Genomic DNA, 20,014 nt, shown 5'->3' with positions numbered 1-20,014 from the left:
TAGAAGGAATTAATAATAAAATCAAACTCATTAAAAGGGTATCTTTTGGTTATAGAAATTATGATAATTTACGTAATCGAATTATTATAACTTCGCGACTATTTGTCTCAACAACAAAAAAAGAGATTAAACAACTTAAAGTTGCTTAATCTCAATATTTGGACTCATCAGTCCGATTTGACGTAGAGCCTCTTTTAAAGGCTAAGTGCACATACAAATAGCCAGAAAATGAATCTTTCTTAGTTCATTTTCTGGCTTATTTTTATTTATTTTAGTTAGATTTGTTTATGATTTTAACGCCATCTTGTGTACCTACTATAACTTGATCTGTTATATTTAAAAAATATCCAGTTTCTAAGACACCTGTTAGATGAATTAAATACTCATGAAATTGATATGGATCAATCTGTTTATTTAACTGACAATCTAAAATGTAATTGCCATTATCCGTTATAAATGGAACATCATCACTCATTCGACGCTCTGTAATAATATCATCAAAAGCTTCAATTTTTTTAGCGATATGGAACCAATTGAACTTATCCACCTCTACTGGCAGTTTAAAACTTTCACCTAAGTAATTTACGAGCTTGCTTTCATCTGCTAAAACTACAAAACGATGAGCCATTTCATCTATTACTTTTTCGCGAAATAGTGCTCCACCACCGCCTTTAATTAAATTGATATTAACATCCACTTCATCAGCGCCATCGATTGCTAAATCAACATGACCAACATCATTGATATCAACAACATTAATATCTAGTTTTTTTGCAATAAATGCACTTTTATTAGAAGTACACACGCCAGTGATATTTAATTGTTCTTTGTGAATTCTTTCAGCGAGCTTTGGAATAAGCAATTCAATGGTACTACCCGTTCCAATTCCTAGCACCATATTATCTTCAATTTGAGCTACAGCATCATCTACTGTCATGATTTTAAGTTCTTTAGAATCTTTCATTTAACTGTGACCCCTTTTCAAATATACTCACTCATTATTTTACATGACGTTCAAACAAATACCTAGTTCAATATCGGAAATTATTTTATCATTTTTCTTATATTTTAATTATTAATATAGTAAAATTTTTCTTAACACCTTAATTAAGGGGGGCAATTAATATGATTTCAGTATGTGCAATTTCAGTAGGACAAATTAAACAATTAGATTACGGTCAAAAGAGAGAAATGTTGTCCGCTTTGAATAAATCTCCTATTTCTGAAACAATGTGGTTATCAAGAACTGGATTTGTTGAGGATGAACAGGCATATAAAGACCATGGTGGTCCACATAAAGCAGTATGCTGTTTTAGCAAATCTCATTATCAAATGTATAAAAATGATTTAAATACGATTCCTGATTACGCAATGTTTGGTGAAAATTTAACTTTGAAAAATTTAGATGAATCAGACGTGTTCTTTGGAAATCAATATCGTTTAGGTGAAGCAATTTTAGAGGTATCTGAAATAAGAGAACCTTGTTGGAAAATTCAAACAAAGTACGGTATAAAAGACTTAGTTAAAAGAATGTCTACTAGTGGAAAAACAGGCTTCTATTTTCGAGTGTTACAAGAAGGATATGTAGATCAAGATGATGATTTAGAATTAATTCAGTTGGCAGATGAAGCAACTCGACTTTCTGTACAAGAGCTTAATGATATTTACTATAATGATCGCAAAAATGTATCTCGACTGAAGTATGCGCTACAAAATCCATATTTATCTGAAATGCGTTTAGCTAAATTACAAAAGTTATATGATAATGCAATGAACTAAATTCTATTAAGCATAATATAAAGCGGATAAATCGTACTGACGATCTACCCGCTTTAATGTTTTTTACTTTATTTTTCTGATATATGATAAGTTGTTTTAGAATAAAAATGCTCGTTAGCTTTTAAAATAGAGTTTACTTTATTACCATACAAATTAATATCATTAGGTAAAAATTGTGTTTCTAGGGATATACCTGAATGTGGTTTATAAATATTAAAATCACTATCCCAATCTTTCGTATCATTAAATGTATAGATGACAACGTTTGGCATAGATGACGTAACATCTAATTGAAACTCATCATTTTCAATGAAAAATTGTTGATTTCCAACATCAAAAGGGTGATCTAATCCATTTCTTGAACCAATTTGCTCTTTAAGTAGTTCATTATCAGAGTTAAAAATATCACTAAAAGATATACTGTTTGTTTTAAAAATAGCTAACAAATCAATTGAACTAGTATTTTCAATAAGATTGTTTCGATCAATTGGATACATATTTAATTGCTCACTCTTAATTTTATGATTATCTATAACATTATTGTCTCTATTCAAATTAAAATAAACATGATTAGTTGGATTAAATAATGTATCTTGATTTGTCTTTGCTTCATATTCTACTGTCCAACGGTGTTCGACGTCATAAGTATGTATCACTTTAATAGTCATATCCCCTGGATACCCATCTTCCATTGACTTTAGTTGAACTGTAAAAGTAACCTTAATATTCGTGATATTATCTTGAATGTCGTAATTAAAAAGTCTTTTATCTAAACCATTACTACCACCATGAAGGTGATGTACGTTATTATTAGCTTCTAATTGATATTCCTCATCGTTCAAATGAAATTTGGCATTTCCAATACGTCCAGCATAGCGACCGATAGTAGCACCGAAATGATACGGATTTGATGGATAAAACTCATCCGCTTCAACTCTATTGCCTAATACAATGTTGTTATCATGGTACTTCCATGATACGATGCGCGCACCGAAATTTGTGAATACAATATTGGTTTCATCGTTGTCAATTTTAATTAAGTCAATACCATGTCTTTGCTTTTCTACTTCAACTATCATTACTTACGTCTCCCTCTTAAACACGCTTAATCAGGTTCTGCTCGGTAATATCATAACGCATACACCAATAATACATATGCATGCTCCAATTAAATCGTACTTATCAGGTGCTTGTTTATCGACAATATATGCCCAAATTAAGCTCATTACAATAAACACGCCACCATAAGCAGCATAAACACGACCGAAAGTTGGAAACGACTGAAATGTTGCAATGACACCATACATCATTAATATGACGCCACCTATAAATCCCAACCAACTTGATTGTCCTTCCCTTAACCACAACCAAATTAGATAGCCACCACCAATTTCACAGAGACCTGCTAATAAAAAGATAAAGATTGAATAAAGCATTGAAATGACCTCCAACTTGTAATAAAGTTATCCTCATTGTATCAATGCAATGATACCTTTATCTATTTTAAATTTAAGCACAGACTTTTTCACATACATATTGTTACACTTTTTTTATTAATATTCCATAGATTTTATATAAATTAAAAAATGAAAACGCTCTCTATTAAAATTTTTAATAGACAGCGTTTGCGTAAAACATTTATTCATGAAGTGTGCTGCGAATTTGTTTGTTTTTAAGTTTGAGAATCAATAATTCAACAACAATGAATATGATTGTAATATAAGCAGCCAATGGCATTTGATGCAAGATTAATTCGATGATTACATCAACGATACACACAATAATTAATCCTATTGTTATCCAAATGAAATTAGTCGCATGTACTTTTAATATGACTAATTTCTGTTGTTCATCTGCATATCTATAATTTGGGATTAAATTTAATACGCCTTTAGGTAACGCACCACGATTCTCTATGGTAGGTGTATCCATTTCTGTATATTTAATTCGCTTATCATCAAACATACATAATGCGACAACTACACCTACTCCTAAAATAAGCCAACTCGGTTCAAACACCCATTCATAGTTACTTGTATGATTAATGTTCGGTGTTACTATGTTAGCGATGAGAACCAAATAAACTATCCACAGAATAAGATAAACAATTCTTTTTAATTTAGAATGACGATTTAGTTTTGATTTATCGCTAAAGTCATGTACATAAATATGAATATCATCAACTGTTTCTGAATGAATTGTTAATTTACAAACAATAACAATTAAAAGTAATAAACTACCGATAAAAAATGGTGAAAGAAATTGCCGTTGCAAGTCGTTGAACATTGCAAAAGCAATGATGGCACATAGGAAATTTAAACTTAAAATGCCAAGTTTAGCTTGCAATGTAATTTTTTCTACTTGCAAAGCTTCATCATTTTTAGTCATTCTCTACCTCCCAGAATAAATCATTCAAAGTAACACCTAACGTCTTAGCTATATTAATACATAATTTTAATGACGGATTATATTTATCATTCTCTATCATGTTAATGGTTTGACGTGATACTCCAACTGATCGTGCAAGTTCTAATTGCGAAATCTTCTTTACACCACGATAAACTTTAACTTTATTCATATTTCCACACTTCTTTCAACATCCCATATTATTTATCATAACGATATAATGCCAACATCGTCAAATATATATGACACTTATATTTAAGTCTTTAAATTCTTGGTTAATTTCAATTATAATTGCAATCATAATATATTTTAATCGTGTTATACCAGTCTAAGCATCAGCTTTAATTATCAGTTATTAAATTTTCAAGAGGAAGAAGGTGTTCATGTGGATTTTGTATCAAGACCAACGACTGAAACCGCTAAAGCGTTATTAGGTGTCAAAGTCATATATGAAGACGAATTTCAAACGTATAGTGGCTATATTGTTGAAACAGAAGCTTATTTAGGTTTTACAGATCGAGCAGCTCATGGATTTGGAGGTAAGCAAACGCCAAAAGTGACTTCACTTTATAAAAGAGGCGGCACCATTTACGGACATGTGATGCACACACATCTATTAGTGAATTTCGTAACTCAAAACGAAGGTGTCCCTGAAGGAGTACTGATTCGAGCTATTGAACCTTTAGATGGCATTGAAATGATGAAACATAATCGTAATAAGTCAGGATATGAATTAACAAACGGACCCGGAAAATGGACAAAAGCATTTAATATACCTAGAGCAATTGATGGCGCCACATTGAATGATTGTCGCTTATCCATTGATACTAAACATCGTAAATACCCTAGGGATATTGTTGAAAGTGCTAGAATTGGCATACCGAATAAAGGCGACTGGACTAATAAACCGCTACGATACACGGTTAAAGGTAATCCATTTGTGTCACATATACGTAAATCAGACTGCCTCAATCCAGATGAAACTTGGAAATAAAGAAATTAAACATTCTAGAAATTTTATTACTTAGAATTGGCCTTTATAACTATTTCTAAATTGTTTAATATCAACAAATCTATTTTCATAGATATTACAAATTAATATTCCAATTAGTTTTTTATCTTTTTATAAACTTATTAAAATTTCGTATTATATAAAAACCATAATACCTATCCTAGAAATCTATAATTTTTATATGTATAATGTTATATATGGGGATTTATAGCGCTTACAAGAAGTGCTATTTAAAATTTTTAACTCGTTTATAAAGGGGGCTATAAAAATGGAAATAGATGCGGTCACAACACTATGTCTTGCCTGTCTTTTATTTTTACTGGGTGAATTCGTCGTCAAGCACGTTTCATTTTTACAAAGAATTTGTATACCACCTCCCGTTATAGGAGGATTATTATTTGCAATTCTAGTTGCAGTCTTAGATACTTTAAATATTATTCAAATTAAATTAGATGCTAGCTTTATTCAAGATTTCTTCATGATGGTATTCTTCACTACCATTGGATTAGGTGCATCATTTAAATTATTTAAAATTGGTGGAAAGATATTAATACTTTACTTTGTATGTTGTGCATTTCTGGCAATATGTCAAAATTTCATTGGTATCTCATTAGCTAAAGTATTACATATTAAACCATTGTTAGGTTTAACAGCTGGTTCAATGTCAATGGAAGGTGGACATGGGAATGCAGCGGCTTATGGTAAAACGCTCGAAGAAAGTTTTAATATTGATTCAGCTATCACAGCTGCACTTGCAGCAGCAACTTTAGGCTTAGTATTTGGTGGATTAGTTGGTGGACCTTTAGTAAAGGCACTTATTAAACGCTATAACTTAAAACCTGAAAATAGCGATGACTCGTTTAAAGATTATAGTAAAGTAGAATCTAACGAAGTGCTACATCGTAAATATCAACCTACACAAGTATTTTTTATCCAATTAACAATCATTGCACTGTGCATGTCAGTAGGTACATGGATAGGCGATCAATTTTCTAATTTAACTGGTCAAAGTTTACCTATGTATGTAGGCTCAATGTTTGTAGCAGTTGCAATTCGAAATGTATCAGAATATGCGAACATACAACTCATCGATTTGAAACTGAATGATCAAATTGGTGATGTGGCTCTAGGCTTATTCTTATCACTAGCACTGATGAGTATTCAACTTACTCAAGTGTATTCACTTGCATTACCTCTTATCGCTATCGTTTTAGTTCAAGTCGTATTCATTTCATTATTTGCATTCTTTATACTATTTAGAGTGCTTGGTAAAGACTATGATGCCGCTGTTATGGCTGGTGGATTTATAGGTCATGGTTTAGGGGCTACACCAAACGCGATGGCAAATTTAGATGTAATTACTAAAAAATATGGTAGTTCACCAAAATCATATCTTGTCGTTCCTATAGTTGGAGCCTTCTTAATTGACTTAGCAGGTGTACCTATCGTTATGGGCTTTATGAATATTTTTGGAAACTAAAGTTTTATATTAGGCATTATAAAAAAGCAAGTTGGGAGTCCAAACTCTCAACTTGCTTTATTTGTGTAATTTATTAATGCGAATTATGGTTGAATAACCTATTCAATATTACCCTCTATGAATGTCTAAACCACGTTGTTCAATCCATGACATTAACTTATGGTCGAAAACGAACTTACTTTGTTTTAATTCACTAATATCTCGTGCATTTAACATTGTCATAATTGATTTCGTATGTTCAATAAATGACTCAACATACTCAATCGTTGTCGTAATGCCCCCATTTTCAACTTGATTTAAAAATGGTCGAGACATACCTACAGCTTTAGCACCTAATGCTAGGCTCTTAACAACATCTAGAGGAGTACGTACACCACCACTAGCAAAGACATTAAGTGAATCTTGATAAGCAGAACTTTCAAGCAATGACTCTACAGTTGACTGTCCCCAATTTGCAAGATAATCCATATCTTTATTTGAACGACGCTCATTTTCAATTGTGACAAAGTTTGTTCCACCTTTACCACTTACATCAACGTATGTAACACCAACATCAATTAAATCTTTATATAGTTCTTTGCTCATGCCGAAGCCAACTTCTTTAATAATAACTGGAACATCAACACGTTGAACAATAGCTGCTACATTATCTAACCAAGTCGAGAATTCACGATTTCCTTCAGGCATCACAAGTTCTTGTGGTGCATTCACATGAATTTGTAAAGCCTGTGCATCTAATAAACTAACCGCTTCTACGGCTTTATCTACAGGAACATCGGCACCAACATTACTAAAAATTATACCTTCTGGGTTGGTTTGACGTGCAATACTGAATGATTCCGCCATTTTAGGATTTCTCAAAGCGGCATGTGTAGAGCCTACAGCCATTGCTAATCCAGTTTCTCTAGCGACAACTGCAAGTTTCGCATTAATTTGTTTTGTCCATTCACTGCCGCCTGTCATCGCATTGATATAAATTGGATATGTCATATCAAAATCTGTTGTTCGACTTGTTAAGTCTACTTCATCTACATTTATGTTAGGGATTGAATGATGCACGAATCTTACTCGATCAAAGTCTGATTGAGGTGCATCACTTTGAGCCATTGCTATTTCAACATGTTCATTTTTCCTCTGTTCTCTTTGAAAGTCACTCATCTTTGTACCTACCTTTGCTTAAATTAATAAAGTTTCAAAATATATTAGAACCATTTTTTTCTTTTGAAAAAGATAATCAATGCAATAGCTATAATTAACATGACGATCATACAAATTGGATAACTATATTGCCATTTAAGTTCTGGCATATATTCGAAATTCATGCCATAGACACCTGCAATAAATGTTAAAGGTGAGAATATGACTGAAACCAATGTTAATACTTGCATGATACTATTCATTCGAAATGATGAATAAGATTCGAAATTTTCTCTTATTTCATTAGCCATCTCCTGTGATGTTCTTATGATATTATTTTGCTTTATTAGATGGTCATCGATATGTTGAATATACATCGAATGCTTACTATCTACAATCAAATTACCTTCAGTTTTAATTGTATTAACTAATTCTTGCATAGGGAATAATACCCTTTTAATTTTGATTAAATCAGATTTAATTTGAAAAACATTATCCATTATTTTTTTACTTTGAGTATCATCTACATGTGCATCTTCAAAGTTATATGTTTTATCCTCAATTGTATAAACGAATTCAAAATATTTATCAACCATCATATCTAAAATATGTATCACTATATCTGCACAATCCAAGTCTGGTTCATGATGTTGTGCATTCATTTTAGCCACTTCATTTAACGATTCAAAATGTTTGTGGTGATATGTAACAAGTACTTTCTCACTTAAAAATACATTTAAAGAAATTGGAGAAAAATCATCTTTGTACATACTGTGAAATACTAAATATTGATATGATTCATAGGATTTATATTTTACACGTGGCACACCTGTAATGGCGTCTTCTAACTCTAAATAGTTAAATTCAAATTGACTTATTAAATAATCATTCTCTGCTTGTGTTGCATTTTCAAAATCAAACCATACAATTGTTGCTGTTTCAGGAATCTCCTTCACACTATCAACTTGAGTGAGCGATTGATTTTTAGTTTGATATCGAATTGTCATAGTCATTGTTACGTTTACCTCCTACACAACCATACGTCTTTCATTCTACCATGAATTAAATCATGTGTATGTGTTATTTTTATTTAGTAAAATAGAACTATCAATATATGAGCGAGGTCTTTAGTAATGAGTAATCCTGTAATTATTAATAAAGTGGTAGAAGCAAATCAAATTGATCATAACAATCACATGCATGACTCAGAATATAATAAAGTGTTTAGTGAAGCTGTAAATGAATTTAACTACACGCATGGACTTTCTTTAAAGGAACGTGAGGTACTTCAATACACAATGTTCACTTTAGAAGAACATACGACGTACCTAGCAGAGTTATCACTCAATTCAACTTACCGAATCGAAGTTTATATCTATGATTATGATTATAAGCGTGTACATTTCTTTTTAATGCTTTATACAGATGAAGATGAACTTGCTGCAACTAACGAAGTTATCATGATGGGAATTGATAGTAACAAACGTAAGTCTGCTCCTTTTCCAAGTGATTATCATCAAAACATTGCTAATTATTATAATCAACAAGGTACTAATGATTGGCCTAAACAATTAGGTCATCAAATAGGAATACCTAAAAAGGAGAACTAAAAATGGTATCACAATTTCGCAATCAACTTTTAGAATTATTATATGATTTAAATGATGAGCTTAAAGTAAACTTAATAGAACTCAATAGTGCTAAACAATTATTTATGAATGGTCCCAGTCAGGAATTGCTTAAAAGAGCATTTAATATTAGTTATTATCAAGGACAGAAACAAGCTATTGAAGCATTACAAAATATCGTTGCATCAGAGGAAAATGAAGAAGTTTTGAAACGTTTATTAAATGACTATGCAGGTCAATTTGCGAACTTATCTTCGAATTTAGTGAATTTGTTAAATCAACAAGATGTATCTCAAATAGATTTGTCACAAGCCATCGACAATTATTATCATAACTTAGGTCAACAAACGGTTATAACTAAAGTTCAAAATTTAATTTAAAAATTTCGAACAAAGAAGTTATTCATATTTCATGATATGAAGTGACAGAAGACGAAGACTCATCTTCAACAAAAAGAACTGAGAATGACCAATTAAATGCCCTTCTCAGTTCAATTACCTACGTGATATCTGCTAAGTAGACTTAGAGTACTTTTTTTATCAAACTATGTTTTGTTGTATGTTAATTATGCATCAATCGTCTTAGTAATTTGTTTAATTACTTTGTGTGACTCATGTATAGGGAATAAAGGGAAATCATGGAACATTTTCGGATACTCAAAGAATTGAACTGGTTGTCCCTTTTCCTCCAAATTATATACAAAACGCTTCATATCTGGATGATAAATTTCTCTGCCACCACCGAATATAACGATAGGTGGTAAATCGTGTATTTGTCCATAAATTGGTGATATTAATGGATTAGCTAGTGCTTCTCCTTGCGTCCATACATTGAATATACGTTGTAAGCCATCCTTGTTGACGAAACGGTCTTTATTGCTTAAATCCTCAGTAATTTCAGGATTAGTCAATGTTGCATCCAACATTGGTGAAAGTAAATAAACTTTATTAGGTAATGGTTGATTATTAGCCACAAGTTGTTGAACGTAACTTAGTGCTAATGCCCCCCCAGTACCATCTCCCATAATAACGATATGTTTGGCATCCACTTCTTCTAATAAAGATTGATATATCCCATCGATTGCTTTAAATGTGTCTTGAATATGGTGTTCTGGTGCTTTAGGATAAATTGGCAACACAACTTCATAAAGCGTACTAAGTGCAAGTTTGTCCATAAATCTCCAATGAAATGGTGAGGGTTGTAACGTATTATAACCGCCATGAATATAGAGAATTTTCTTTTTTGTTTCATGACGAAAATTAAATCTAAATACTTGCATATCATCGTGTGACAACTTATCTAAATTAGATTTAACATTTAAACTTGAAGGTTGCTTATGCTTCGCTTGATTAATATCTTTTCTTTTATCCATGAACTTATCGAAATCTGAATCATTATCAAACATTATTGAACGATTGTGCAGTAAGTATCGATTGATGATTCGATTAACCATATGTGATCTCATAAAATTCTACCTACCTTAATTAATAATAAATTACTTAAACGTCATTACATTAAGCACAAAAAGCGATATAATGAAAACTATGTTCTAAAAAATCATGATTAAATATTTAATATAATATTGTTATTTGCATATTAAATTCAGTATAAATTAGTCAATCTTAGAAAACAAATGAATTATAGAAAAGGAGTTAGAAAAGTGTCAGAAAGAAGAACAACACAATATGATAATAGACCTCCTATTGATAATCACAACTATCTTCGTTCTAATCGTAACAACCGAAAAAGAAGATCTTGGGTGAGTTTAATTATCCAAATCATAATTTTCATATTAGTAGCTATTACGGGTTATAGTATGTACAAACAACCTATCTTTAATTTAGCATTTGCTAATCAACCCATTAGTTACGGTCAGATTAAAGATTTTCAGAATACGGTTACACAAATAGGTACACTTAATATTAATTTAAGCCAATTAGCTAATCTTGAAGATGTGGCCAATCGTCTCGTATTTGTTTTTAACACATTTTTCATTTTAACAATTGTAAGTTTAGTTATCACTATTTTGACTATTATCTTCAATCGAACTTTATTAAAGATTTTAAATTTTATTGTGATTTCAATATTATTAATCATGTCGCTGTATTTTGGATATGCAATACAAGTAATTGGTCAACGAATTGCTGATAAACTACAAAGTTTCTCATTAAATGTTTCTGCTAATCAAATTATTAGTGAAGCGGATGCTATTCATAATGCACTTATTTTATTAGTATGTAGTCTAGCTTTATTAATTGTTAGTTTCTTTTTCAGAAATCGAAAAACGAACCATCCTAAAATCAAATAATATATTTTTTGCCATTGTAGACGCGATAATTTAGTCACAATGGCTTTTTTTCTAATAAAAAAGTATCGATTACACTTAAAGAAGTGTACCGATACTTTAAAAATAATGTCCCCCAACATCATTTTATTTAAATTTATTACTTTCTGCATGCATCATTCTTTCATGTTCTGCATCAGCACCTTTTTTACCTTTTAAGAATAAACTTAAAATAAATGCTAAGACTGCTAATCCAGTGGCAATCCAGAATGCATCGTTAATGCCTTCGATATATGCAAGCTGATTTACGTATTTTAAGATAGCTTGTACTGCTTCAGATTGACCACCATATTGTGCCGCCATTTGACGGACGTGGTCTTGGATCACAGGGTTTGTTTTATCTAATTCATCAGTAAACGCACCAACATGATTTGTTGTCTGCGTCGTCATAACAGTAACAAGAATCGCAGTACCAATTGAACCAGCTAATTGTCTCATCGTGTTTAGGAATGCATTACCATGAGAAATGAGTCTTGGTGGCAGTGCGTTAATGGCAGCTGTCATAAGTGGCATCATTACAAACGCCATACCGAATGATCGAATCACATAAATACTCATTATATGAAGATATGGTGTATCCATATTTAATTTAGTAAGTTCCCATGTTCCGTAGGCCATTACAGCTATACCAAACAATGCTAAAGGTTTTAAACCAATAGTATCAAGTAGCTTACCAGTGATTGGTCCTAATATACCCATCACTAATGAACCAGGAAGTAATAACAGTCCTGAATCAAGTGCTGAGAAACCACGTAAATTTTGTAAGTAGATAGGTAATAAAATCATACCACCGAATAAACTCATCATAACAACCATGTTAATAATAGTTGTTAGTGTAAATGTTGATGATTTCAACACTTCAAGATTTAACATTGGCGCTCTCATTGTTAATTCACGAATGACGAATGCAGCAATGAATATCGCACCAATTATGAACATCGTTACGATTTCAGCTGAACCCCAACCTTTATTACCGGCTTCACTGAATCCGTATAATAGTGCACCAAATCCAATCGTACTGTAGACGATACCTTGATAGTCGGCTCTTGGATTTGTTGTTCTTTGATACAATCTGAACCAGAAATAGCCAAATATCATTGCAGCAATTCCTAGGAAGAACATACCATAGAACATAACGTTCCAATGATAATTTTGAACGATGTAACCTGATAAAGTTGGTCCAATAGCTGGCGCCAATATCATTGCTATACCCATCGTTCCCATTGCAACGCCACGTTTTTCTGGTGGGAAAATTGTAACGATTACGTTAGAACCTAATGGCATTAATACACCAGCACCAATGGCTTGTAGTACACGTCCACCCATCATCATAGGGAAGTTATTAGAAAGTGCACAGACTAGTGAACCAATAGTAAATAATAAAAGTGCAATAATAAATAACTTACGATAAGAGTATTTATTAAATAAGAATGCACTTATTGGAATTAAAATACCATTTACTAACATGAATCCTGTCATCAACCATTGTCCAGTTGACGCAGAAATATTGAATTCTGTATTAATCTTAGGCAATGCAACGTTTAATAACGTTTGGTTTAAGATGGCTATAAACATACCAAATAGCATTGCTGCTAAAATTTTATTTCTTGTAATCCCTTCTCCAAAAACAAAATCTTCTTTTTGTTTCTTAATACGTTCGTTTACACGTCCTTCTTGAGAATCAGGATTAATAGGTTCATAAATTGAATCCTTAGGTAGATGTTGATTGTTTACATCATCATCTTGTTTGTCATCCTCAGTAGCATCATCAGAATAATGTAAGGAATGTGATGCTTGCTTTTGCTCAGGATGTATTTGCTCTGATGCATGATCTTGCTGATCTTGTTCATTCTCGAAATGATTTTTTCGTTTATCATTTTCAATGTGTCTATCTTCAGAGTTCATGTGACGCTGTTTATCATCGTCTCTTTGAGAATCTTGCGTGCGATTCGACACTTTATCTCGGTCTAAGTCACTGATTTTAAATTTAGATGGATTACTTTGACTTTTAGATTCTTCATTTACGTGTTGTCCCTTAGCTTGGTTCTTACGCTTTTTACGTGATTTCAACACAAGAACGTTAACTAAACCAACTAAAATGACCGCTAAAACAATATATCCAACAATGAAGGTCGTTGTCATTCTATGACCTCCTTAGTCTTTATGAATTTTTACTTCAGCGTTCATTCCAGGAACAACATTTTTAGATGGTGCAGAATCTAAAGAAATTTTAACTGGTACTACTTGAGATACTTTAGTGTAGTTACCGTCAGTGTTAGATGATGGCATTAATGAGAAGCTAGCTGCAGTTGCTTGGCCTACTTCTTCAACTTTACCGTCAACGTCAGAATCTTCACCGTCGATTGTTACGTCAACTTTGTCCCCTTTTTCTACACTGCTAACATCTTTTTCGTCAATATTTGCTGTAATATATAAATCATCTAAATTGTAAGCATAAGCAATTGGTGAACCTGCTTGTGCAACTGAACCTTCCATACCACTTGTTTTAACGATAGTTCCGTTTTGTGGCATTTTGATATCCATTGTTTGTGACTCACCGCTTTGGCTTTGACCACTAACTTCTGCTACTTTGTCACCTTTTTTAACTTTGTCCCCTTGTTTTACATCAAGAGATTTAATTTGACCTGAAGTTGGGCTAGAGATTTGAATTTGTTCTCCATCAACTTTGGCATTATCAGTTGTTACAAAGCTTGTAGCATTATGATATAAGTAGAAACCTACAATACCAACTACAACTAGAACAACGATTGTGATGATATTAATTAACACCATTTTCTTCATTGAACATTTCCTCCTATTTGCTTTTCAAAATCACTTTTAATATTATAAAGACATATAAATAAAATTAACACCAACAATTATTAGTAAATTGTCGGCTAAATGAAGTACGAGATAAATCAGGTGACAAGATGAAGCAAAATGCTAAATATAAAATTATAAAAAGTTTAATTGATTTATTAGAAATTTATCCCTTCGAAAATATATCTATAAAGATGATTTGCGCAAATAGTAATGTCAATCGGTCAACTTTCTATGATCACTTTCAAGATAAATTTGACTTGCTATCAAAAATCCAAAATTATCATTTGAATAAATACGAACACTTACTTAAAGCATTCTCTTTTAATTTTGATAATATTAAAAAAATCCTGAAAAAGTATATAAATTCTTCCATATTATTCTGAAATATATATATAGAAAAAAAGCATTTTACCATGCTATTTTTATTTCTCATCCAAATAAAGAATTAGTTATGGAATATATTGATATTACGAAACAGTATTACACGAGAATTTTAGGAGAAAATAATACGACCATTCAAAACGTGCCTTTTTTTATAACTTATACAATGAGTGGTCAAATAGGTGTCATTTTAAATTGGTTAAGATTAGGGTGTCAAGAAAGCCCGGATGAAGTAGCAAGTGCATTACTAGCTAACACACTAAAAGTTCAAAGATAGTTGCATTTAATCAATGAAGAAGCCATTAATTGAGTTAACTCGATTAATGGCTTCTTCAATTTGATACTGTATTTAATTATTTCATCATAGCATAGTAATTAATTTAATTTCTTTTATACTTTGTCATGCTTAAATACTTTAATATTTAATAATTGTAAAATGATAAGTAAAATTGCTGTGAGACTAATAATAATGATATAAGGCATAATGTTATATTCACCTTTTAGATTAACAAGTGGTGTCACAAGGCCACCTAATAAAGATTGTAATAATCCCAATAAACTTGATGCGCTCCCGCTTCCGGTTGTACGTTCTTCCATTGCAATTGAAAATCCTAATGTCGCGACGCCTGTAACAGGTGCCACTAAAACGATAAAACCTATAACTAATAACGCAAAATGCCAATGATTTATTAATGTTAATGACACAATCACAACGCCAATGATTTGGATAATTGTAAATGCACGTAGTAGCACTTGTGGGTGAAAATAGTCTACTAATTTTCCAGCAATCTGACTCGCAATAATAAGTGTGATTCCCACTCCTGCAAACATCCAACTAAAGTGTAATGGCGAAACACCATATATTTTTTGAACTAAAAATGGTGATGCAGAAATGTAACTAAATAACATGATGAATGTAACGCCTTGAATGAGCATAGGTAAAACAAATCGTGGTGTTGTGAGTAAACTTTTAAAGTTACTAAAAATCACATTCACTCCACTGCTATCACGATTTTTTACCGATAAAGATTCAGGAACTTTAAACAATGAACCTAACACCATTAACACACCAAATAGCGTTAAAATGACAAAAACCATTCGCCAAACAGCAAAACTTAAAATTAAGCCCCCTAAAGCTGGCGCAATCACAGGTGCTACACCATTAACTAGCATGAGCAGTGCTAAAAATTTAGTTAGTTCATTTCCACGATACATATCACTAGCAATCGCTCTTGATATAACTGCTCCAGCACCTCCAGTGAAGCCTTGCACGAATCTAAGAAATACCATAATCCAAATATTTTCAACGAAGACAATTCCTAAACTTGCTAAAGCAAATATAATCATAGATATAACTAGTGGTTTCTTTCGCCCAATACTATCGGATATTGGACCTACAAACAGATTACCTAACCCTAAACCTATCATAAATAAAGATAAAGTTAGTTGTGCATTTGCAGTAGTCGTATTAAAATCATTTTTTAATTCTGGTAGCCCTGGCAAAAACATATCTATAGATAAAGCACCTATAGCAGTTAAAGCACCCAATATAATAATAAATAACGGTGAATTTTTCTTTTGTTTTTGCTCTATATCCATTATATTATCCCACCTTTTTAGGTTTCATATTTTTATGTATAGATTAAAATTTAATAAGTTGGAATAAAACATGCTTCAATATTACTCTAGCTTTCGAATTTTTAAACCACTTACTGAAATTTTAAGTTTGTGTTTCGTTCATTCTCTTATATATGACTAGAACTGAGAAAAGCTTCATTTAATCACCTTCTCAGTTCAGTCTACAAATACTTATTTAGAATGAATATTAAAGATACAATTTTGATCGCTACTCATTCATTTATTTTGAATCAACTAATTGAATATTACCCGTATCACTATCTTCTCTTAATTCATAATTAGTGGTTTCATACTGCCCATTGCTATTTAAATGTTGCACTTTAGTATTAATCGTGTTGCCTTTTTGACTAGCACTTATAACTTGTGGATTAATAAAGGCAACTGATTGGTTTAAATTGTTTTTTATAGACTTATAGATACTCGATTTATCTTTTAAAAATGTACTCACTAAATTGAAATCACTTCGTGAAATAGCTGAATTCAAAGTGAAAGAATAATTACTAAAGAAATTACTTAGCTTTGTTTTCAAACTATTTTCTTCCGCTTCTTTTTCCTCGATATAATCACTAATCTCTTCATCATCAAACTCTAATGTAGCACTATTAATATTACCTAAATCTCTTGCTTTGATTGTTTTTGTCTCTGCATGGAATGTTTTCCCTTTTGCCTTACCTAGCGCAGAAACTGTAACATCTTTCGTTTGAGGATAAGGTCCATATTCTCTAGAACTGCTATATTTCATTTGTTTATCATTTATTTCAACTTTTAATGAGTCTTTGTCTAAATCACTTTTTCCTTTTAATTTGACTGTTAATAACGCTTCATTGAAGTTTTCGTTTACTTCAACTGTGTTACTCTTTCCATATCTAAAGTCAAATTTAAGTTGACCACTAAACTCTCCATATTCTGTTTCTTTTTTAGCATCAACAGAATATATACCTGGGATATAAGTACCTAGTGAAGTCGTCTTATTCGCATCAGCAATAACTGTTTTCTTTTTTCCACCATCTTTAAATTCATACTTCGTATCCAATTTAGGTTTCACAATTGCCTTCTTTGTCGGAGCAGTGTAACTCATATTATCGAATATTAATAATCGTGTACCATTTTTACTTACACGTAAGTAGTTATTACCTGCACGCGTTTTTAAATTTATTGCCTCTTTAGAATCACTTTTATTAAGTGTTTCTACTGTAGATTTAATATCGCGCGCAAATTTCTTCATACCAACTTCACTTCTAATATAGTCTATATATACACTTGCCTCATCAGAATCTATATGAGAATTTTTAGAGCTTAATAGCGTCGCTACTTTTTGTGAATCATTATTATCAATTGCATTAACTAAAATCTTTGTTTGTGCATCAGGTGAATTGTAATTTCTAACCAATACAAACACAATAATTAGTAAAACAATGATAAACGCAACGATAGCCCAAGGAATAAACTTTCTTATCCTAATATTAGATGTGTTGATTTGAGGGGAGTTTATTTGATTGTCTTTATTGTCTAATTTATTCCCACAATTAGGACATTTGTTTAAGTTGCTATCAATTTTCTGTCCACATTTCGGACATATACTCATTTAGTCACCAACTTCCCCTCTACTAGATTATATTTATCGATTGATATTTTAATTTCAAATTAAGAATATGATTTATATTATATAATAATCATTCTAGACCTTCATACTAATTTAAACTTTTGAATTAAATTTTTTTACTCTCTCATCTATTATATATAATACACTTAAAGCTTTCTCAATATCTTTACTTGATAAATCAGCTACCATATCACTAACCATATCGCTAACAATTTTGTTGTTTTCTTCAGTATATTTTCTACCTTTTTCCGTTAGAGCAACATATTTTAGCCGTTGATCAATATTGTTATTTGACTTTTGTAATGCTACGAAGCCACTATCGATTAGTTTCTTGATACGTCGACTTACTGCTGCTTTATTAACACCTTGCTTTTCAGTTATTTCAGTAATTGATAATCCTTGATGATGGCTTAGCAATCTTAGAACATTGGATTGTTCCATTGAAATACCATACTTGCTTTGCTGATCTTTTAATAACTTTGCAGTTAAAGTATTAGTATCATCAATGAATTGCTTCATAAATTCGATGTGGTTTCTTGAAATTATGCTCATTACTTTACTCCTTGTTAAATAGTAATCAATAGCGTTTTACATACTCTGTTAAATAATATCAATAAACAATTCTCTTGAAAACCTCATTATGTTATTAATAGTTGCTAATTGGTAAGTTGTTCGATTACATTTATATATATAAAGAAATTAGAGGTATTCCTTATGGTCGCAATTATCTTAGCTCTCATAGTGTTATTGATTGTACTGGGTGTATTATTCAACGTGAAATGGCTTCTGAATTTAAGAATGTTTATTACAACTATTATATTATGTATGTTGATTACTATTTTGAATCTATTAACAATGACACTCCCTACTACACTTATAATAATCATGATTATTACTATGATTGGTTTACTAGTAAAACACAACCATCTTTTCTCCTTACAAAAAGGTCTAAATTTTTTAAGTAAAATGACGAAATATCTCATATTAGGAGTACTCTTTACATCGATTCTTGCATATCTTAGCACTATGCCTATTCCTATAATTAATGGTGTTTTCTTGTGGCTAACTATGATCGCTATAAGTACTTGTTATGCATTATTGCTTTACATGTCTTGGTCATCAGCTTTAGGTCGCATCACAACTCATAAGCAGTACGACTTAATTATGGTATTAGGAGCTGGAATTTTCACAGAAAAAGTTACACCAATGTTAGCCGAAAGATTAAATCGTGCACTTAGTGTATATCAACATCAAACTGATAAATGTAAAATACTTGTTAGTGGTGGTCAAGGGCCTGATGAACCCATATCTGAAGCATTAGCGATGCAGCGTTATTTAATACAACATGGGGTTCCCCAATCTAGTATTATTATGGAATCTCAATCTACAAATACGTTTGAAAACTTCTATTATTCAAAAAAAGTCATACACAACCTATACTCAAATAGCCCCAATATACTTTGTGTTACGAGCCAATTTCATATCTTACGTGGAATGAAATTTACGCATACGAATCGAATGAAAGTTGATGGTATAGGAAGTCACACTCCTTATCATTTCTTTGATGTCGCATTAGTGAGAGATTTCTTAGCACTAATGTATCAATATAAATTACTATTGACCATTTACTTTGCATTTTTATTTTTTGCTTCTCTTTTCATTCTATTTTAAAAAAGGCGGGAGTGGAACAGTATGTTTTGTTCCACTCCCGCAAAATGATTATAGCTGAGAGAAGTTTAATTATTGTGTGATTTAAATGACACAACTATTTAAACTTTCTAAG

At 31.5% G+C, this 20,014-nt stretch carries 21 protein-coding genes and 1 pseudogene; 9 read left to right on the top strand and 13 right to left on the bottom strand.

What is annotated here, in order from left to right:
• Window positions 1-149: transposase (locus AC1RRU_RS02530; RefSeq protein WP_136714899.1), on the top strand; the 149-nt coding region annotated here is incomplete at its 5' end.
• A 122-nt stretch (window positions 150-271) separates the two neighbouring features.
• Here the strand turns inward: AC1RRU_RS02530 and AC1RRU_RS02525 are convergent.
• Complete coding sequence (locus AC1RRU_RS02525; protein WP_011275045.1) at window positions 272-964, bottom strand: ribose 5-phosphate isomerase A; 693 nt, start codon at window positions 962-964, stop codon at window positions 272-274.
• 161 nt (window positions 965-1,125) lie between these two features.
• On the opposite strand from AC1RRU_RS02525, the gene AC1RRU_RS02520 reads away from it, so the two are divergent.
• On the top strand, window positions 1,126-1,779 hold the full coding sequence (locus AC1RRU_RS02520; RefSeq protein WP_011275044.1) for an MOSC domain-containing protein: 654 nt from the start codon (window positions 1,126-1,128) through the stop codon (window positions 1,777-1,779).
• 68 nt (window positions 1,780-1,847) lie between these two features.
• Here AC1RRU_RS02520 and AC1RRU_RS02515 read toward each other — a convergent pair whose 3' ends face one another.
• From AC1RRU_RS02515 to AC1RRU_RS02500, 4 genes are all read right to left on the bottom strand, one after another.
• Complete coding sequence (locus AC1RRU_RS02515) at window positions 1,848-2,858, bottom strand: aldose epimerase family protein (RefSeq protein ID WP_011275043.1); 1,011 nt, start codon at window positions 2,856-2,858, stop codon at window positions 1,848-1,850.
• Between the two features lie 30 nt (window positions 2,859-2,888).
• On the bottom strand, window positions 2,889-3,215 hold the full coding sequence (locus AC1RRU_RS02510; RefSeq protein ID WP_011275042.1) for a YnfA family protein: 327 nt from the start codon (window positions 3,213-3,215) through the stop codon (window positions 2,889-2,891).
• 202 nt (window positions 3,216-3,417) lie between these two features.
• Entirely contained in the window at window positions 3,418-4,167 is a 750-nt protein-coding gene (locus tag AC1RRU_RS02505) for a hypothetical protein (RefSeq protein ID WP_011275041.1), read from the bottom strand.
• Window positions 4,160-4,357 carry a helix-turn-helix transcriptional regulator gene (locus tag AC1RRU_RS02500; RefSeq protein WP_011275040.1) on the bottom strand — a complete coding sequence of 66 codons (198 nt, stop codon included), beginning with the start codon at window positions 4,355-4,357 and terminating at the stop codon, window positions 4,160-4,162. The genes AC1RRU_RS02505 and AC1RRU_RS02500 overlap by 8 nt, the downstream gene beginning before the upstream one ends.
• Before the next feature lie 213 nt (window positions 4,358-4,570).
• Between AC1RRU_RS02500 and AC1RRU_RS02495 the strand changes: the two genes are divergently transcribed.
• Both AC1RRU_RS02495 and gltS read left to right on the top strand, forming a co-directional pair.
• Complete coding sequence (locus tag AC1RRU_RS02495; protein ID WP_011275039.1) at window positions 4,571-5,179, top strand: DNA-3-methyladenine glycosylase; 609 nt, start codon at window positions 4,571-4,573, stop codon at window positions 5,177-5,179.
• A 286-nt stretch (window positions 5,180-5,465) separates the two neighbouring features.
• Window positions 5,466-6,677 (top strand): sodium/glutamate symporter, encoded by a 1,212-nt coding sequence (gene gltS / locus AC1RRU_RS02490; RefSeq protein ID WP_011275038.1) that lies wholly within the window; start codon window positions 5,466-5,468, stop codon window positions 6,675-6,677.
• Between the two features lie 108 nt (window positions 6,678-6,785).
• Here gltS and fni read toward each other — a convergent pair whose 3' ends face one another.
• Together fni and corA are read right to left on the bottom strand one after the other, a co-directional pair.
• A complete protein-coding gene (gene fni, locus AC1RRU_RS02485; RefSeq protein ID WP_016931136.1) occupies window positions 6,786-7,835 on the bottom strand; it encodes a type 2 isopentenyl-diphosphate Delta-isomerase in 1,050 nt (349 codons plus the stop codon).
• Window positions 7,836-7,879: 44 nt separating this feature from the next.
• Window positions 7,880-8,827 carry a magnesium/cobalt transporter CorA gene (gene corA / locus AC1RRU_RS02480; protein ID WP_011275036.1) on the bottom strand — a complete coding sequence of 316 codons (948 nt, stop codon included), beginning with the start codon at window positions 8,825-8,827 and terminating at the stop codon, window positions 7,880-7,882.
• A 120-nt stretch (window positions 8,828-8,947) separates the two neighbouring features.
• Here corA and AC1RRU_RS02475 point away from each other — a divergent pair, with 120 nt between their 5' ends.
• Together AC1RRU_RS02475 and AC1RRU_RS02470 are read left to right on the top strand one after the other, a co-directional pair.
• A complete protein-coding gene (locus tag AC1RRU_RS02475; RefSeq protein WP_011275035.1) occupies window positions 8,948-9,424 on the top strand; it encodes a thioesterase family protein in 477 nt (158 codons plus the stop codon).
• A 2-nt stretch (window positions 9,425-9,426) separates the two neighbouring features.
• Window positions 9,427-9,822, top strand: coding sequence for a hypothetical protein (locus AC1RRU_RS02470; RefSeq protein WP_011275034.1), 396 nt, complete (start codon window positions 9,427-9,429; stop codon window positions 9,820-9,822).
• Window positions 9,823-10,007: 185 nt separating this feature from the next.
• Here AC1RRU_RS02470 and AC1RRU_RS02465 read toward each other — a convergent pair whose 3' ends face one another.
• Window positions 10,008-10,907, bottom strand: a complete 900-nt coding sequence (locus tag AC1RRU_RS02465; protein ID WP_011275033.1) for an alpha/beta hydrolase fold domain-containing protein — start codon at window positions 10,905-10,907, stop codon at window positions 10,008-10,010.
• Window positions 10,908-11,102: 195 nt separating this feature from the next.
• Here AC1RRU_RS02465 and AC1RRU_RS02460 point away from each other — a divergent pair, with 195 nt between their 5' ends.
• Complete coding sequence (locus AC1RRU_RS02460; protein ID WP_011275032.1) at window positions 11,103-11,750, top strand: hypothetical protein; 648 nt, start codon at window positions 11,103-11,105, stop codon at window positions 11,748-11,750.
• Between the two features lie 123 nt (window positions 11,751-11,873).
• On the opposite strand, the gene AC1RRU_RS02455 is transcribed toward AC1RRU_RS02460, so the two are convergent.
• Both AC1RRU_RS02455 and AC1RRU_RS02450 read right to left on the bottom strand, forming a co-directional pair.
• The gene (locus AC1RRU_RS02455) at window positions 11,874-13,928 is read right to left on the bottom strand and encodes a DHA2 family efflux MFS transporter permease subunit (protein ID WP_011275031.1); all 2,055 of its coding nucleotides are present in this window, start codon (window positions 13,926-13,928) and stop codon (window positions 11,874-11,876) included.
• Between the two features lie 12 nt (window positions 13,929-13,940).
• The gene (locus AC1RRU_RS02450; RefSeq protein WP_011275030.1) at window positions 13,941-14,588 is read right to left on the bottom strand and encodes an HlyD family secretion protein; all 648 of its coding nucleotides are present in this window, start codon (window positions 14,586-14,588) and stop codon (window positions 13,941-13,943) included.
• Between the two features lie 128 nt (window positions 14,589-14,716).
• Between AC1RRU_RS02450 and AC1RRU_RS02445 the strand changes: the two are divergent.
• Window positions 14,717-15,267, top strand: a pseudogene (locus AC1RRU_RS02445) (TetR/AcrR family transcriptional regulator).
• A gap of 113 nt (window positions 15,268-15,380) precedes the next feature.
• Here the strand turns inward: AC1RRU_RS02445 and tcaB are convergent.
• From tcaB to tcaR, 3 genes are all read right to left on the bottom strand, one after another.
• Window positions 15,381-16,589 (bottom strand): putative multidrug effflux MFS transporter TcaB, encoded by a 1,209-nt coding sequence (gene tcaB / locus AC1RRU_RS02440; RefSeq protein WP_016931137.1) that lies wholly within the window; start codon window positions 16,587-16,589, stop codon window positions 15,381-15,383.
• Window positions 16,590-16,848: 259 nt separating this feature from the next.
• Complete coding sequence (gene tcaA, locus AC1RRU_RS02435) at window positions 16,849-18,213, bottom strand: membrane-associated protein TcaA (RefSeq protein WP_011275027.1); 1,365 nt, start codon at window positions 18,211-18,213, stop codon at window positions 16,849-16,851.
• Window positions 18,214-18,324: 111 nt separating this feature from the next.
• Window positions 18,325-18,783, bottom strand: coding sequence for a MarR family transcriptional regulator TcaR (gene tcaR / locus AC1RRU_RS02430; RefSeq protein ID WP_011275026.1), 459 nt, complete (start codon window positions 18,781-18,783; stop codon window positions 18,325-18,327).
• 162 nt (window positions 18,784-18,945) lie between these two features.
• Here tcaR and AC1RRU_RS02425 point away from each other — a divergent pair, with 162 nt between their 5' ends.
• On the top strand, window positions 18,946-19,902 hold the full coding sequence (locus AC1RRU_RS02425) for a YdcF family protein (RefSeq protein ID WP_033080113.1): 957 nt from the start codon (window positions 18,946-18,948) through the stop codon (window positions 19,900-19,902).
• Window positions 19,903-20,014 lie beyond the last annotated feature (112 nt).

The organism is Staphylococcus sp. GW821-FHT11H10, assembly GCF_058807855.1.
This window is presented reverse-complemented; position numbering and strand designations above follow the sequence as displayed.